Annotated in this window: 13 protein-coding genes; 7 read left to right on the top strand and 6 right to left on the bottom strand. The window is 73.8% G+C overall.

What is annotated here, in order from left to right; translation table 11 throughout:
- The first annotated feature begins 12 nt into the window (after positions 1–12).
- Entirely contained in the window at positions 13–303 is a 291-nt protein-coding gene (locus BU198_RS00205) for a hypothetical protein (RefSeq protein WP_188294731.1), read from the top strand.
- A gap of 67 nt (positions 304–370) precedes the next feature.
- Here BU198_RS00205 and BU198_RS00200 read toward each other — a convergent pair whose 3' ends face one another.
- The 4 genes from BU198_RS00200 to BU198_RS00185 all read right to left on the bottom strand — a co-directional run bounded on the left by BU198_RS00200 (position 371) and on the right by BU198_RS00185 (position 4,642).
- On the bottom strand, positions 371–2,302 hold the full coding sequence (locus BU198_RS00200; RefSeq protein WP_188294730.1) for a PIG-L family deacetylase: 1,932 nt from the start codon (positions 2,300–2,302) through the stop codon (positions 371–373).
- 126 nt (positions 2,303–2,428) lie between these two features.
- The gene (locus BU198_RS00195) at positions 2,429–3,004 is read right to left on the bottom strand and encodes a TetR/AcrR family transcriptional regulator (RefSeq protein WP_188294729.1); all 576 of its coding nucleotides are present in this window, start codon (positions 3,002–3,004) and stop codon (positions 2,429–2,431) included.
- A gap of 29 nt (positions 3,005–3,033) precedes the next feature.
- Positions 3,034–4,446: an amidase gene (locus BU198_RS00190; protein WP_188294728.1), complete on the bottom strand. Its 1,413-nt coding sequence runs from the start codon at positions 4,444–4,446 to the stop codon at positions 3,034–3,036.
- The gene (locus BU198_RS00185) at positions 4,433–4,642 is read right to left on the bottom strand and encodes a hypothetical protein (protein ID WP_188294727.1); all 210 of its coding nucleotides are present in this window, start codon (positions 4,640–4,642) and stop codon (positions 4,433–4,435) included. The genes BU198_RS00190 and BU198_RS00185 overlap by 14 nt, the downstream gene beginning before the upstream one ends.
- A 190-nt stretch (positions 4,643–4,832) precedes the next feature.
- Between BU198_RS00185 and BU198_RS00180 the strand changes: the two genes are divergently transcribed.
- Complete coding sequence (locus BU198_RS00180) at positions 4,833–5,723, top strand: MBL fold metallo-hydrolase (RefSeq protein ID WP_188294726.1); 891 nt, start codon at positions 4,833–4,835, stop codon at positions 5,721–5,723.
- A gap of 228 nt (positions 5,724–5,951) precedes the next feature.
- On the top strand, positions 5,952–6,752 hold the full coding sequence (locus tag BU198_RS00175) for an MgtC/SapB family protein (protein ID WP_223243699.1): 801 nt from the start codon (positions 5,952–5,954) through the stop codon (positions 6,750–6,752).
- On the opposite strand, the gene BU198_RS00170 is transcribed toward BU198_RS00175, so the two are convergent.
- Positions 6,733–7,887: a PP2C family protein-serine/threonine phosphatase gene (locus tag BU198_RS00170; RefSeq protein WP_223243698.1), complete on the bottom strand. Its 1,155-nt coding sequence runs from the start codon at positions 7,885–7,887 to the stop codon at positions 6,733–6,735. The genes BU198_RS00175 and BU198_RS00170 overlap by 20 nt on opposite strands.
- Before the next feature lie 337 nt (positions 7,888–8,224).
- Here BU198_RS00170 and BU198_RS00165 point away from each other — a divergent pair, with 337 nt between their 5' ends.
- The 4 genes from BU198_RS00165 (at position 8,225) to BU198_RS00150 (ending at position 12,712) form a co-directional block, all read left to right on the top strand.
- A complete protein-coding gene (locus BU198_RS00165; protein WP_188294725.1) occupies positions 8,225–8,704 on the top strand; it encodes a hypothetical protein in 480 nt (159 codons plus the stop codon).
- A 486-nt stretch (positions 8,705–9,190) separates the two neighbouring features.
- Positions 9,191–10,660, top strand: a complete 1,470-nt coding sequence (locus tag BU198_RS00160; RefSeq protein WP_223243697.1) for a beta strand repeat-containing protein — start codon at positions 9,191–9,193, stop codon at positions 10,658–10,660.
- A gap of 292 nt (positions 10,661–10,952) precedes the next feature.
- Positions 10,953–11,441 (top strand): tetratricopeptide repeat protein, encoded by a 489-nt coding sequence (locus BU198_RS00155; protein WP_188294724.1) that lies wholly within the window; start codon positions 10,953–10,955, stop codon positions 11,439–11,441.
- The gene (locus BU198_RS00150; protein WP_188294723.1) at positions 11,438–12,712 is read left to right on the top strand and encodes a glycosyltransferase; all 1,275 of its coding nucleotides are present in this window, start codon (positions 11,438–11,440) and stop codon (positions 12,710–12,712) included. Before BU198_RS00155 ends, BU198_RS00150 begins: the two co-directional genes overlap by 4 nt.
- A 54-nt stretch (positions 12,713–12,766) precedes the next feature.
- On the opposite strand, the gene BU198_RS00145 is transcribed toward BU198_RS00150, so the two are convergent.
- Positions 12,767–13,590: zinc ribbon domain-containing protein (locus BU198_RS00145; RefSeq protein WP_223243696.1), on the bottom strand; the 824-nt coding region annotated here is incomplete at its 5' end.

Below are 13,590 nucleotides of genomic sequence, written 5' to 3'. Positions count from 1 at the left end.
TAGCGTGCCGCCGTGGAAAGGACGAAGCGGTACTGGTGGGCCCACGGCACTCCGACGACACTCGTGCTGTTCCGCACGCCGGACGAGTGGCGCTTCGCCGTCCACTTCGACGAGCCGAGGGGTGTGGCCGACGGCAGGCTCGACGACCCCGCCCCGTCCGGGGAGCCCGGAACCGCACAGGCGGCCCTGCACCGCAGGGCCGAGGAACTCGCCCACCGCCGACTTGAGATCGCCTGGCGGGAAGCCGATGGACCCGGCTGGTGGACCGGCACCGTCACCGGCTGCGGCCCGCTCCGCCCTTGAGGCCGGGCATCGTGACACCGGTCCGGCGGCCGGCCGGGGGCGTACCCGGTCGGCCGCCGGCGGGCGGTCAGAGCGGGAGGACCTGCCAGCTGCCGAAGGCGCTGGGCGTCGTGCCCGTGCGGTAGTAGACGCGGCCGTCCGTGCCGATGGCGAACAGGTGGAGGACGCCGGCGCCGTCGACGGTCGCGGCCGGGTGGTCGAGGACGGTGCCTCCGAGGTCCTGCCAGGGGCCGTAGCCGGAGTTCGGGGTGTTCTGGGCGGTGGTGCTCACGCCGCCGCCGCGGTTGCGCTCGAACAGGACGACCCGTCCCGCGAGGGTGGCCGCGGCCGGCTCGCCCACTCCCCCGTGCCCGCCGAGGGCGGCCGGGGCCTGGCTCCACGAACCGCCGGGCCTGACCTGGTAGCTGACCAGCATCGCGCCGGTGCCCACCTCGCGGTAGGCGAGTTCGATGCGGCCGTCCTGGTCGAGCGCGGCCTTGGGCGGGCTCGCCGGCCGGGCGCCCGGGATCGCGCCGGGAGGGCCGAAGGCGCCGTTCGGAGCGCCCTGCCGCCAGCTCAGGATCCCGTTGCGGGTGCTCGCGAAGACCTCGATCGTCCCGACGCCGTCGCGGATCGCGGCGACCGGGTCCTGGAGGTCGGTGCCGCCCAGGTCCGCCCAGGTGCCCGCCCACGCGCCGCTCGGGGTGCTCTGCCCGGTGGTGCTGAGGCCGCCGCCGCCGTTCTTGACGAAGATCTCCAGCCGCCCGTCCTGGGAGGCCGCCACCACGGGCACGCCGACCTGGGCCTCGTTGCCGGACCCGGCGTTGGGGTTGCCGTGGTCGGTCCACGTGTCCGACCACCAGCCGTTGGGCGTGCCCTGCGGCAGGGAGACGATGTGGTGGTCGGTCAGGCGCCGGGCGAAGACCTCCAGCCGGCCGTCGGCGTGGGTGCCGAGCGTGATGCCGGGGGCCAGCCGCCCGCCCGGGTCCGCCAGCCGCAGCGGGCCTCCCCAGCTGCCGTCCGTCTGGCGCCAGGACGTGTGGAGGGCGCCGGCCCGGACGACGAAGACCTGCGGCCGGCCGTCCTGGTTCGCCCCGGCCCAGGAGGTGCCCCGCGACCAGCGGTAGTACATCCGGGAGAACCAGGAGGGCAGGTAGTTCCCCGACGAGTGGTCGTGGCTGGCGTACGCGGCGAACACCGCGTCCTTGGTGGCGGTCGTCGGCTGGTCGAGGTTGGCCGGGCAGTCGCCGATGTTGTAGTCCCGGTAGTTCACCTGGATCAGGGAGCCGCCGTACAGCCGGCCCGCCTCGCCCGCGAACTTCGCGGCGGCGACGTGGTCCGTGTGGTCGCGCGAGTAGCGGCTGTCCGGGAGTTCGTCCTGGGCCCTGAGCACGGTCGGCCGGTACGTCGCCATCAACTGGAGCAGCACCTCGACGACGTCCGCGGCCGTGTAGGTCGACGGCCCGGACAGCGGGCTGCCGACCGGGACGATCGTGGTGTCGGTGGCGCCGGCCAGGACGTCGCCGAGCTTGGCGTCGTGCAGGTTGAGGAAGACCAGGTGCACCGGCCGCCCCTTGAGGACGTACCGTTCGACCTGCTTGCCCGCCACCGTCCACGCCTCGACCGTCCAGTGCCCGACCTCGTCGGTCGCCGGGTCGCTGTCACCGACCCCGGCCATCAGGGAGTAGGCGTTGACGGCGCCCATCTGCCGGTTCCAGGTGCGCAGCGGCTCTCCGGCGGTGTCCCAGCAGACCGTGGCGCACGGGTCACCGCTCCCGTTCCCGGCGGTGACGAACACCGTGACGGACGGCGTGCCGTCCGCGATCGCGTTGGACAGGTCCGGGTTCATGAACAGGATGTCGTCGTCCTCGTGCGCGACGACCTGCATGAACAACGGCCCGGAGCCGATGGCCGCGCCCGGGGCGGCGGCCGCGCGGGTCTCGGTGCCCCTGGCCAGGACGGGCGCGGCGAGGGCGGTGAGCGCGACGGAGGTGAGGAGTTGCCGTCGTCCGACTGCCATGCGATTCCCCCAGTCGTGAGGTCGGCATGTGTCCATGCCAAAAGGAGGTTAACGCACGGACGGGCGCGCGGTGCCGCACTTCGCACAGCGCCCATTCACGTTCCGGCCAAGGGATATGACCGCTTGTCAGGTCGTCTCACCGGGCGGATCGCCGAGGAGGCCGGCGACCAGCCGGCGGGCGTAGTCGGCGTCGAGGCCGGAGGGGCGGAAGAGGATCCGGTACATCAGGGGGGCGACGACGCGGTCCATCGCGGTCTCCACCTCGGGGGCGTCCTCGCCGCGGGCGCGGGCCCGGGCGAGGACGAGGTCGAGCTGCTCGGCGGCGTAGGCCGAGCACTGGCCGGCGTTGCCGCCGTCCGGGTCGCCGAGCAGGGCGTCGCGGACGTAGGCGCGGCCGGAAGCCGAGCCCATCTCGTCGAGGAACTGTGCGGCCCAGGCCGTGAGGTCGGCGCGCAGGTCGCCGCGGTCCTGCGGCTCGGCGTCGGGGCGCAGCCGTTCCACCGCGACGTCCGACAGCAGCTCGGCGAGGTCGCCCCAGCGGCGGTAGACCGTCGACGGGGTGACTCCGGCCCGCTGGGCGACCATCGGCACGGTGAGCTGTTCGCGGCCGACCTCCGCGAGCAGCTCACGCACAGCGGTGTGCACCGCTTCCTGGACCCGGGCGCTGCGCCCACCCGGGCGGACCATCTGCCGAGGACTCATACCGTCATCTTAAAGCGCAATTCTTGCGTTTAGGCCGGGGGGCCGTCCGCGGGGAGGACCGGTGCGAGCGACCGCGCGGGCTGCGTCCGCTCGTAGGCGTGGCCCACCCGCAGCAGCGTCCGCTCGCCGAGCGGCCGCCCGAGCAGTTGCAGGCCGATCGGCAGGCCCGCCGCGTCCCGGCCGACCGGCACGGACAGCGCGGGCACACCGGTGACGTTGGCCGGGGCGGAGAGCCGGACGTAGGCGTCCGCGACGCTTTCGACCGTGCCGTCCGGCCAGGTGACCGTCTCCTGACCGGCCGGTACCGCCGTCATCGGGACCGTCGGGGCCGCGATCACGTCGACCTCCTCCAGGAGTCGCGCCCAGGCCTCCCTGATCAGCGTCCGGGCGCGCTGGGCGCGCAGGTAGTCGACCGCGCCGATCAGCTCGCCGGCCTCCAGCAGGACCCGGACGTCGGCCTGGTACAGCTCGGGGACGGTGCGCAGCGTGGCCGCGTGGTAGGCGCTGGCCTCGGGCGCCACCAGGCCCCACAGGGTGGGCAGCAGGTAGCGGGCCATCGGGATCCCGACCTCGACGAGCCGGGCGCCGAGCACCTCCAGCCGGGCGACGGCGCGGTGGACGGCGGCCGCCACCTCCGGGTCGACGTGGTCGACGTAGTAGTCGGCCGGCACGCCGACGCGCAGACCCGTCAGGTCCGGGTCCGGCCCGGGCCGGTAGTCGGCGGCGGGGGCGGCCTGCGAGGCGGGGTCGCGCGGGTCGTGGCCGACGAGGGCGCCCAGCACCAGGGCGGCGTCCTCGACGGTGCGGGTGATCGGGCCTACGTGGTCGAGGGACCAGGACAGCGGGGTGACGCCGTGGCGGGGCACCAGCCCGTAGGTCGGTTTGAGGCCGACCATCCCGTTCAGCGCGGCGGGCACCCGGATCGACCCGCCGGTGTCCGTGCCGAGCGCGAAGGTCGCCGCGCCGGAGGCCACCGCGACGGCGGATCCGCCGCTGGAACCTCCGGCGATCCGGTCGCGGTCCCAGGCGTTGCCGGTCTGCGGGGTGGTCAGGCCGTAGGCGAACTCGTGGGTGTGGGTCTTGCCGGCCAGGACGGCGCCGGCGGCCCGCAGCCGGGCGGCGACGGTGCTGTCGGCGGTCGCGCGGTGGCCGTCCCGGACCCGGGAGCCGGCCGTGGTGGGCGTTCCGGCGACGTCGATCAGGTCCTTGAGGCCGACCGGGACGCCGTGCAGCGGCCCCCGGTACCCGCCCCGGGCGATCTCCCGCTCGGCCTCGCGCGCCGTCTCGCGCGCCTGGTCGCGGGCGACGGAGACGTACGCGCCGAGGTACGGCTCCACCCGGTCGAGGCGGCCGAGGACCGAGTCGACCAGTTCGACCGGGGAGAGCCGCCGCTCGCGGATCTCCGTCGCGGCGCCGGCGAGGGTCAGCTCATACGGCTGCATCGGGGCTCTCCCCTCCCGCGCGGTAGACGGAGGCGGGCGGGGTGTCCCCGAAGTCCAGCTCCCGCAGGACGGCGACGACGGAGCCGATGTGCTCGGCGGTGGCCGCCACCGCGGCGTGGCGCTCGGCCGGCAGGGCGAGTCCGGCCCTGGCGGCCCAGCGGGCTGCCTCGGGCGGGGTGAGTTCGGTGGGATCCATGGGTTCACTCCGGTTCGTGGGCGGCTTGGCGGCAGGTCGGTTTGGCGTCTTGGCACCTTGGCACCTTGGCGGACGGGGCGGAGGCCGGGCGCCCTCGCACCAAAAGCCAAGAGTTTGCGTTAGTGCGACTGTAGGTTCTACCGTCGCGCTAACGCAAACGCATTGCTTTTACAGCGGAGGATCCGTCCCCATGCCCAGCACCCCCATTCCCTCCTGGACGGTCGGCGACCTCACCGTCCACCGCATCGACGAAGTCCCGCTGCCGCCCGCGACCGGACCGTGGCTGCTGCCCGGCGCCACCCCCGAACTGGTGGCCCGCCAGGACTGGCTGCGCCCCGACTTCGCCGGCGCCGACGGTGTCCTGCGCCTCGACAGCCACAGCTTCGCCTTCGTCCTGGACGGGCTGCGCGTGCTCGTCGACACCGGCATCGGCAACGGCAAGGAGCGGGCCAACCCGGCCTGGCACGACCTGCGCACCGACTACCCGGAGCGGCTCACCGCGGCCGGCTTCCCGCCCGACGCCGTCGACCTGGTGCTCCTCACCCACCTGCACGCCGACCACGTCGGCTGGAACACCCGGAAGGCCGACGGCGCGTGGGTGCCCACCTTCCCCCACGCGCGCTACGTCACCGCCCGCGCCGAACGGGAGTTCTGGGCCGGGTACGCCATGGACGAGGCCCGCGCGCAGATGTTCCGCGACTCGGTGCTCCCGGTCGAACGGGCCGGGCTGCTGGACCCGGTCGACGTCCCGGCCGGGGGCCTCGAACTCGCCCCCGGCCTGCGCCTGGTCCCCACCCCGGGCCACACCCCGGGGCACGTCGCGGTCGAACTGACCAGCCGCGGCCGGACGGCACTGATCACCGGCGACTGCGTCCACCACCCCGTCCAGCTCGCCCACCCGGCCATCGGCGCGTGCGTCGACATCGACCCTCGGCAGTCCGAGGCCACCCGCCGCGCGCTGCTCGCCTCCCTCGTCGGCACCGACACCCTGCTGCTGGGCACCCACTTCGCCCCACCCACCGCCGGCCGGGTCGTCCCCCACGGTGACGCCTACCGGCTGCGGCCCGTCCCCGCGGCCTGAACCCGCAGTCTGAACCCGCGGCCTGAACCCACCGGCCGCGAGGGCGCCGCCATCGCGACGGTGCGCCACCGCTCGCGCCTCCCGTCCGCCCCCGACCTTCCAGTGGACTCGTCCGAGCGCCGGTCCGATCAGCTGACGAGTCGTAGGGTCGAGGGCACCCGCTTCGCCGAACCGGGGTCGTGCCCGCCCCTCCGGGGAGCGGGCAGGACGAATGGACGGCAGGAGGAGTTGAGGACGCTGGGCGCGGTCATCGAGCCCTTCGGGCAAGGATGGGTCCACTTCACCGACTTCGGCATCGCCCTGGTGCTGGCCAGCGCGATCGGCCTGGAACGGGAGATCAGACAGAAGGCCGCCGGGCTGCGGACGTACACGGTCGTCGGCCTCGGCGCGGCGCTGTTCACGCTGGTGAGCAAGTACGGCTTCAGCGACGTGGTGCGCTCCGGAGAGGTCACACTGGACCCGTCCCGGATGGCCGCCCAGATCGTCTCCGGGCTCGGCTTCATCGGCGCCGGGGTGATCTTCGTCCAGCGCGGCTCGATCCGCGGGCTGACCACGGCCGCCACCGTCTGGCTGACCGCCGCGATCGGCACGGCGGCCGCGGCGGGACTGCCGCTGCTCGCCACCGCGGCCACCGCCGCCTACTTCTTCGTCGGCTACGTGCTGCGGCCCCTGACCCACCGCCTGCCGAGGCTGCGCGCCCGCCCGGCCACCTGCCGCATCACCTACACCGCGGGGCACGGCCTGCTCCGCACGCTGCTCGCCCGGATCACCGCGGAGGGGTTCACCGTCACCGAACTGGCCGCCGTGGAACCGGCCACCGCCGACCGGCCCGCCCCGCCGGGCGATCCGGACGACGGCCACCCCGACCCGGGCGACAGCCGCCCCGGAGGCGAAGATCCCGGCCCGGACGGCCGGGTCGCCGAGGTGACCGTCACGCTGCACGGACGCGGCGACCTGCCGGCACTCACCGCCGAGCTGGCCCGACTCCCGGGCGTGCGGGGCTGCGCGATCAGCCGGATCGACGACTGAGACCGGCCTCCGTGCCCTCCACCGGGGGCCTGCGGACGGCGAGCAGAGCGGTGTCGTCCGTCAGCCGGCCACCGGTGTGCCGCAGGACGGCCGCGGCGACCTCGTCCACCAGGCGCCCGGGATCGACCACGCCGAAGCCGCCCGCCAGCCGGTCCAGGCAGTCGCGCAGGGAGAAGAAGGCACCCGCCCGGTCGCGGGCCTCGGTCACCCCGTCCGAGACGATCAGGAGCGTCTCGCCCACGCCCAGGCGCAGCCGCCGGACCTCCGGCAGCCCGCCGGCCAGCTGGGCCAGCCCGAGCGGGGCGCCGTCGCCCGGCGGCAGCTGCCGTACACCCGCGGGGCCGAGGACGTGGGGGCTGTCGTGGCCGAAGTTGACCACCTCCACCTCCCCCGGCGCATCCGCGGGGAACCAGACGACTACCGCCGTGGCGAACCGCTCCTCCCGCTCCCCCAGCTGCTCCGCCAGCAGGTTCTGCCGGTGCAGCCGCTCCTCCAGCCAGGACGCGACGGTGGCCAGGTCGGCCTCGTGGAAGGCGGCCTCCCGGAAGCAGCCGACCAGGGCCGCCGCGGAGGAGACCGCCGGCAGGCCCTTGCCCTGGACGTCGCCGAGGATCACCCTCGCCCCGAAGGGGGTGGCCAGCACGTCGTAGAAGTCCCCGCCCACCCGGGCCTCGACGTCCGCGGCCAGGTAGCGCGCCGCGGAGTCCACCCCGCCCCAGCCCGGCGGCACCGGGCGCAGCACCACCTGCCGGGTGGTCTCGGCGGTGCCCTGGAGGTGGCGGACGTAGGCGGCGGCCTGGGCGCGCAACATGCTGATCGGCACCGAGAGCAGGGCCCCGGCGATCACCAGCAGGAAGTCCTCCACCCCCTGGACCTTGCCCCCGAAGCTGTCCAGAACCGGGTAGACGGCGACCGCGGTCAGGGCGAACAGCGCGGTGACCACCGGCCCGCACAGCCCGGCGGCGACCACCGGCACCATGACCAGCCAGCTGACGGCCGCGAACGTGGTGGGCGTGGCCGTGTCCACGCCCACCACCAGCGCGAGCACCGCCAGGGGCACCAGCCAGGCCCGGTGGCCGTACTGGACCAGCATCGGCAGCCACGGCGCCGGCTCCTCCACGGAACGCGCCCGCAAGCCGTCCCTCCCCTTCTCGTGACCTCCCCGGCGGACCTGGTACTCCGGGCGCTCCGCTCGACGCGAGGCCGCCGGGCCGGGGTTGCGCCCAAGGTAAGGGGACAGGTCGCGGCGGGGGCGGCGCATCGGCGTCGTGGCTCCGCCGCCCGCACGTTCGGCCCAGTCCGGCCGCCTCCCCCGGCACTCCTTCCGGGCCCGGCGCGCGCTCAACGGGTGCGGCTTCCGGGTGCGGCTTCCGGGTGCGGCCTTCCGGGTGAGGGGGCAGGGTGGTGGGGCACCGATCCGCCAGGACCGTCGGAGCGCTCCGCGCCCCCGGCCGTCGACCGCAGGAGGCGCCATGCGCACCCGGAAGATCCCCCGTCGCAGCCTGGCCCTGGCCGCCGCCCTCGCCGCCCTGCCGGCCGCCCTGCTCACCACCCCGGCCCAGGCGCAGACGGCGACGGGCGCCCCGCCGGTCGGCTTCGTGGAGCTGCCCGCCTCCTCCCTGCCGTCCTGCCACGCGACGCGGGCGGTCACCGTCACCTACCGCAACGACGCCTCGACCGACCGGACGGTGGCCCCGCAGATCCTCGTCGAGTCCCCCGCCACCGGCCCCTTCCTCAGTCCGTCGAGCATCCGGCTCGAAGCCCAGTCCCCCGACGGCCACTGGCACACCACGCCGCTCGCCAGCCAGACCGGCACGCTGTACACCGCGCTCGTCCCGGCGAAGGTCGTCCTGCACGGCCACCACACCCTCACCGAGCACTACCGGATCACCGTCGTCGCGTCGGCACCGGTCCAGGGGACGGTCGAACCCCGGGTGGCCGTCTACGGCTGAGGCGGCTCCGCCGCCGCGGTGGTGCCGGGCGAGGCCCGCCCGGCCCGTCGCTGTGAGCGGGCTCCAGGCGGCCCACGGCAGAAGCGACGCTCGCCTGCTCTGCGCCACCGGAACGGACACCGTTTCCGAGACTCCCAGCACATCGCGACCCCGGTCACCGTGGTGGTGCCCGGGGCCCGCGGCCGACGGCTCCCGGTGCGCCGCGCCCAGCCGCACCTGTCGCCTCGATGAAGGCGATCCCCTGCACAGCGTCACAGGGGTGGCGCCGACTGCCCTGAGGTGACGGGCACTCGGATCCAGGTGTTCCGGCGCGTCGAACCCGGGTGGGTGACATTCGGCGGGCAACGGATGGAACGCACCCGAGCTCCGGATGACGCCCGAAACATACTGATTCCACCCGATGACCGTCGCGGCGCACCTGCGCATACCCGCAGGTCCGACCCGCACGACGGTGTCCATATATCGCCTCTCAGAAGGATCCCGTCCATGAACAAGAAATCCCTCCGAAGATCCCGTGTCAGATCCATCGCCATGCTGTCGACAGCCGCAGCCCTGGCCGCGACCGTCAATCTGGCATCGACCACGGCAGCGCTGGCCGACGCGATCACACGCTCCGTCAGCACGGACCATGCGAACGTGCCGGGCCCGAACGGCGCCGTGACCTCCGACCTCGTCCACCGCATAGCCACGCGAGGCTCCGGCGGAGATCACTGCTGCGAAGACCACTGCGGCTGCGGCCACTCCTCCGGGCAACAGGGTCCGCAGGGCAGCCAAGGAGCCCAGGGCAGCCAGGGGTCAGTAGGAGCACAAGGAATCCAGGGCACCCAGGGGAACCAAGGTGCCGTCGGCGCCCAGGGCTTCCAAGGAACCCAGGGCACCACGGGCGCGCAAGGTGCCACCGGTGCTCAAGGTTCGCAGGGCACCGCTGGTACCCCAGGGGTCCAGGGTACGCAGGGCAACCAAGGCGCCGCCGGTGTCCAAGGGACACAGGGCGTCGCCGGCACCCAGGGCGCGCAAGGCTTCCAGGGTGACCCGGGCACCACCGGCGCCCAGGGTGCGACGGGTACTCAAGGCGCGACCGGTACCCAGGGGTCACAGGGCACCCAGGGCGACCCCGGCACCACCGGCTCCCAGGGCGCGACCGGCGCCCAGGGGTCACAGGGCACCCAAGGCGACCCGGGCACCACCGGCTCCCAAGGCACCCAGGGAACCCAGGGCGTCACCGGCGCCCAAGGCGCCACCGGCAGCCAGGGAACACAAGGCGTCCAGGGCTCCACCGGCACCCAGGGGTCCACCGGTGCCCAAGGTTCACAGGGCACCCAGGGCGACCCCGGTGCCACCGGCGCCCAAGGCACCCAGGGCGTCACCGGCGCCCAAGGCACCCAGGGCGTCACCGGCGCCCAAGGCACAACTGGCAGCCAGGGAACCCAAGGCGTCCAAGGCTCCACCGGCACCCAAGGTTCAACCGGCGCCCAGGGAACCCAGGGCGTCACCGGCGCCCAAGGCACAACTGGCAGCCAGGGAACGCAGGGCACCCAGGGCTCCACCGGTGCCCAGGGGTCACATGGCACCCAAGGCGACCCCGGTGCCACGGGCGCCCAGGGCACCCAGGGCACTCAAGGTGTCACCGGTGCCCAGGGCTCTCAAGGCGCCCAAGGCGCGACCGGCAGCCAGGGGTCGCAGGGTACCCAGGGAGCGCAGGGCTTCCAGGGCACCCAGGGACCGGCCTCCGGAGCGCAGAGCGTGGTCATCACGGCCACCGGCGTCGGTAGCGCCACGGCGGTCTGCCCCAGTGGGACGCACGCGGTCGGCGGTGGCTTCCAGGGCCTCGCCGTCAACGTCACCGCCAGCGAACCGGTCGGAGGTTCGGCAACGTCGCCGGCCACCGGATGGCAGGTCAACAGCCTGGTGGCACCGCTCGCTCAGGTCACCGCGTACGCGGTGTGCGCGCCTTAGGCACCCATCGGGAAGCCGGTGGTGCCCGCGCCTCCGCCCGCGGAACACCCTCCAGCTCACTCGGCTCCGCTTCCCGCGGGCCGGGTGAGCTGCCCCATAGGAACGGCAAGGTGGAAATCCTGTGAAACGAAGATGGTTGTGGAAGGGCCTCGCCGTCACGGTGGCCGCCGCGGCGGTGGCGGGCTGGCTCCACCTGGCCACAGGCGGCTCCACGGGCACGGCCCCGCCGGGTCCGGGGGCGTCGGCTCCGGGGCCGGCGAGGTCCGCTCCCGCCGCGGTCCCACCCGGCGAGGTGCTGCTCCAGGAAGGGATCAAGCAGGGCGAGTTGAGGAACCACGACCTGGCGGAGAGCATCTTCCGCCAGGTCCTGACGCTGGATCCCGGCAACAAGCTGGCCTGGTACAACCTCGGTGTCGTCGCCCAGCAGAACAACCGCTCCGCCGAGGCCCTCACCGCCTACGACAGCGCGCTGAGGACCGATCCCGCGTATCAGCCGGCGCTCTTCAACAAGGCGATCCTGCTCGGGCCGGACGACACCGACCAGGCGGTCTCGATCCTGCGGAGGATCGTCGCCGCGGACCCGAAGGCCGCCACCGCACATCTGAACCTCGGCTACGACCTGGCGAAGCAGGGCCGCCGTGGTGAGGCCGAGGAGTCCTTCCGGACCGCCGTCCGGACCGACCCGTCGCTACGGCCCCTCGTCCCGGAGGAGTTCCGGGACTCCGTGAGCACGGATCCGACCTCAGAACCGACAGCCCCTCAGGCAGGTGCCAACCGATGACCCCGCTCGCCACACCGAAGTTCTCCGTCTTCACCCCGAGCCACCAGCCCCGTTTCCTCGACGAGTGCCTCGCCACGCTCAAGGCGCAGAGCCGCTCGGACTGGGAGTGGATCGTGGTGCTCAACAACGGCGCGCGATGGCGGCCCGAGCATCCGGACGACCGCATCAGGGTGGAGGTCAACGACGGGATCCGGGGCGTCGGGGCGGCGAAGCGCCGGGCCTGCGAGCTGGCGAAGGGCGAGATCCTCGTCGAGCTCGACCACGACGACCTGCTGGCCGGCGACTGCCTGGCGGAGCTGGCGACGGCCTTCGACGACCACCCCGACGTGGTGTTCGTGTACAGCCACACCGCCCAGATCACCGAGGACGGCGGCCGGGACGACTCGCGCTTCAACGAGGAGCACGGCTGGCGGTACGAGGAGACGGAGGTCGACGGCCGACGGCTGTTGCAGGTGCTCGCCATGGCACCGACTCCGCACAACGTCTCGTACATCTGGTACGCGCCCAACCACGTGCGGGCGTTCCGCAGGCAGGCCTACGAGCAGGTCGGCGGGTACGACGCCACCCGCACCGTGCTGGACGACCAGGACCTGATGTGCCGCCTGTTCCAGGCCGGGGACTTCCACCACATCCCGCGCTGCCTGTACCTGCAGCGGATGCACCCGGGGAACACCCAGCGGGACACGGAGGTGAACGCCCACATCCAGCGCGAGACCGTCGCGCTGTACGACAAGTACATCGAGGCCAACGCGCTGGCCTGGACGAAGCGCCGCGGGCTGCTGGCCCTGGACCTCGGCGCGGCGCACCGCAAGCCGCCCGGCTACCTGGGGGTGGACCAGTACCCCGGGGAGGGTGTCGACCTCGTCGCGACCCTGCCGGGGCGCCTGGACCTCCCGGACGACTCGGTCGGCGTGCTGCGGGCGGTGGACTTCCTGGAACACGTGCCCGAGAAGATCGCGCTGATCAACGAGCTGTACCGGCTGCTGGCCCCGGGCGGGATGCTCCTCACCATGACGCCCAGTTCGGACGGCCGGGGGGCGTACCAGGACCCGACCCACGTCGCCTTCTACAACGAGAACTCCTTCTGGTACTACACGGACGACCAGTACCGGGCCTTCGTCCCGGAGATCCGGGCCCGGTTCCAGAGTTCGCGGCTGGTCACGTACTTCCCCACCGAATGGCACTCGCGGAACAACATCTCCTACGTCGTGGCGAACCTGATCGCGATGAAGGACGGCGCCCAGCGGTGCGGGGGTCTCCTGCTGGTGTGAGGGGCACGGGCCCGGGCCGGCCGCCGGGTGCGTGGGGCGCGCCCGGCAGCCGGCTCAGGTGCGCTTGAAGAACTCCACCTCCGCGAGGGCGATGGCGCGTCCCGGGCCGGTTCCGGCGGCCTCGCGGACGGTGAGCTTCACCTGGGTCACGTCGCTGATCCCGGTCGGCACGGTCTGCGGGCCCGGCTGGTCGTTGAGCGAGACCTGCTGGGTGTGGACCTCGCCGCCCTTCTCGGTGACCTCCAGGGTGAGGACGGTCGGGCGGGCCTGCTGCCGGAACTGCTGCGGGTCCGCGGAGCCGCCGGTGTGGATGATCAGGTCCACCAGCCGGAACGGGGTGCGGAAGGAGAAGGTGACGGAGTCCCCGGGCGCGGGCGCCCCCCAGTAGGTGTTGCTCAGGCCGTCGTCGGCCGCGGTGGCCGGGTGGCCCTCGGCCGCGGCGCTCGCCGAGGTGGCGGCCGGAGTGACCGGCGCGGTGCCGCGGAGCTTGTCCAGAACGTCCTGGAAGCCCCGCTGACCGGCCGGGTACAGCAGGATCCCGGCGACGACCAGCGCGATCAGCACGAGCAGGGCGATGGTGCGGCGCAGCGCGTTGCCCGAGCCGCCGATCCGCACCCGGCGCCGGAACGGCCAACGGGTGCGCCACCAGGGCAGTTCGGGCGCGGCGGCGGTGGCGGTCAGCGGTGCGGCGCAGCGGCGGCAGAACTTCCGCTCGGGCAGGTTGGGCGTGCCGCAGCGGGGGCAGGGCGGGCCGTCCTGGGTCTCGGTGGCCTCGGTCGCGCGGACGACGGGACGGGGTACGACGGGCCTGGCGGGCTGGACGGCCACCGGGTCGGCCCGTGGTTCGGCCCGCGGTTCGGTGGCGGGGGCCGGTGGCT

Origin of the sequence: Streptomyces sp. CBMA156, from assembly GCF_014596515.1 — a bacterium.
GTDB lineage: Bacteria > Actinomycetota > Actinomycetes > Streptomycetales > Streptomycetaceae > Kitasatospora.
The sequence above is the reverse complement of the archived record's forward strand: the minus strand, read 5'-3'. Positions and strand labels throughout refer to the sequence as shown.